The organism is Nonomuraea sp. NPDC003201, assembly GCF_053590415.1.
This window is the reverse complement of record NZ_JBSFTC010000667.1, coordinates 1-2285: the sequence shown is the minus strand read 5'-3', so window position 1 is coordinate 2285 and position 2285 is coordinate 1. Positions and strand designations below refer to the sequence as shown.

The following is a 2285-nucleotide window of genomic DNA, read 5'->3' as shown; positions in this document are numbered from 1 at the left end:
GGCGCCGTCGCCTGGGCCGCCACGCGCACCCACGCCCGCGTGGGCGCGCCGGTCGAGCCACGTGCGGGCAGGCTGCCGGTGGTGCTGTTCAGTTCGGGGGACGGCGGGCCGCGAACGCTGGGCACCGCCCTGGTCGAGGACCTGGCCTCGCGCGGCTACCTGGTCGTCACCGTCGACCACACCTACGAGGCCGACCAGGTGGAGTTTTCCGGCCGACGCCTGGTACGCGCCCTGCCGCTGCCCGCGAAGCTGACGCCGAAGGTCATCGCCAAGCTGCTGGCCGACCACGCGCGGGCGCGCCTGGCGGACATGCGGTATGTCCTGGACCAGGTCACCGCCCTGGCCCACAGCCGCCCGATCGGCGGCGAGTTGCCCAAGGGGATGCTCGGCGCGCCCGACGCCTCACGAGTGGGGGCGTTGGGACAGTCGCTGGGCGGGTCGGTCGCCGCGCAGCTGACCCGCGACGACGCCCGCGTGGACGCGGCCGTCAACCTCGACGGCTCCTATGTCGGCCCGGTGGCCACGCGCGGTGTGACCAAGCCGTTCCTGCAGCTGGCGGCCGAAACCCACACGCGTGCCGGCGAGCCGAGCTGGAAGTCGTTCTGGCGGGCCTCGACCGGGTGGAAGCGGGAGCTGCGCTTCAAGGGTGCGGCCCACGGCTCGTTCACCGACCTGCAGCCGTTGCTGCCCCAGATCGCGGCCAAGCTCCCCAAGGTGCCGCTCGCGGACTACGTGGGTACGATCGATCCCGGCCGTTCTGTGGCGGCCCAGCGCGCCTACGTCGGGGCCTTCTTCGACCTGCACCTGCGGGGCAAGCCGACCCGCCTGTTCGAGAGCCCCGACACTCGCTTCCCCGAGGTCTCCCTCATCCCCTGACCCCGTGAGTCCCCGGGGCTCCCCGGTCAGGCGGCTCGCAGCCGGCACCGGGGTGCTCGCGTTGATGCGAAATGGCCGGTAGATGCCCTCCTGCTGCCCTGTCCCCGGATCATGCGCACGCGAAAGCATGAAGCGCGTAAGCCAAGCTGAAGGCGCAAAGGAGACGCCATGGGTAACGTCCTCCGGGCCCTGGCTGCCGCGGCAGCCGGCGCGATAGTCCTCGCCGGTATCGCCGCCCCGGCGCACGCCGAAGTATGGAATTGCATCGCTTCCGTCAACACGACGACGAACGTGGCGGGCGCACTGTGCGCGTCCGGCTTCGGCAGCTACCGGGTTGCCGCGAAGTGCAACTCGGCTCACTACCCCTACACGAGAACGATCGTCGGCCCGTGGGTGACCAAGGTCTCCGGCCAGCAAGGGACGTGGTCCACCGCTTCCGGCGACGCCCAAGGCTGCCACGTCGTCGAGGCCTGGACGCAGGTCCGCTGAAAGCCGATGCGACGCGACCGCCATACGGACGGTTCGAGCCGGACATGGGTGCCCTCGGGCCGGAAGCAGGGTTGCGCCGACGGGGGTTGATGGGGCTGTCGAGGTGGGAAATCGCCGCGGTCTGCGCGGGTGCGGAACCGCCGCGGTCTGCGCGGGTGCGGAACCGCCGCGTGACGAGGGGGTATGGGAGCGGCTGGCCGGGACTGACGTCGAACCGTGGCCGGCCGAGCGGCTGCTGATCTTCCTTCCGATGGCGTACACGCGGCGGTTGCCACCGGACGTCTCGTACCCGAACGGGCTGGTGACGCCCAGCGGGCGGGCGAGCCTCTCGACCGAGCCCGTGTTCGTAGCGACTTCCGGGCGCGCGTAGCGAGCGGGTTAGCTTCTCAGCCGGGCCGCTGTTCGTGGCGGTGTCGGGCCGCGCGCAGCGGGCGGGTGAGTCTCTCGACCGAGCCGCTGTCCGAGGCGGCGCCGGGCCGCGCGCAGTGTGTCGGCCGTGACGGGGGTTGGGCGGATCGCGGTGCGCAGCAGCGAGTTCTACCATCAACAACGCGCTGTACGCCGGGTCGCAGCCGTCGGATGCTGTGGCGGGCATGTGGTGACTGCACCGCCGCCGCACCTCGCACGCGGCTGGCCTTCTGCGCGGCAGCTGGCAGGATGTCGCGCGCCGACAGCTTCACCCGCGTCCCCGGCACGGTCCTGGGAGGGACGGCGACCGGACGGCCACCGTCGCCTCGTGGCGTCGGCACCGTGCCGTTCCCCGCCATGGCCGCGGTCACCGCGGTCGGCGCAATCGGCGCGGTCGGCGCCCCAGCCAGGCCAGGCCGAGGACCTACCCGGGCGTGACCGCCCTGCACCGGCGCGGCACCGGCCGCGGCCTCGGCATGGCACGGGACAGCTCGGCGGGGTCCGCACAGGGG

2 protein-coding genes are annotated in these 2285 nt (G+C 72.6%); both read left to right on the top strand.

Annotated features, from left to right (window positions below):
- The coding region (locus ACWDX9_RS62525; RefSeq protein ID WP_449973321.1) for an alpha/beta hydrolase family protein at positions 1-876 on the top strand (876 nt) is incomplete at its 5' end.
- A gap of 168 nt (positions 877-1044) precedes the next feature.
- Positions 1045-1365 (top strand): hypothetical protein, encoded by a 321-nt coding sequence (locus ACWDX9_RS62520; RefSeq protein ID WP_449973320.1) that lies wholly within the window; start codon positions 1045-1047, stop codon positions 1363-1365.
- Positions 1366-2285: the final 920 nt, after the last annotated feature.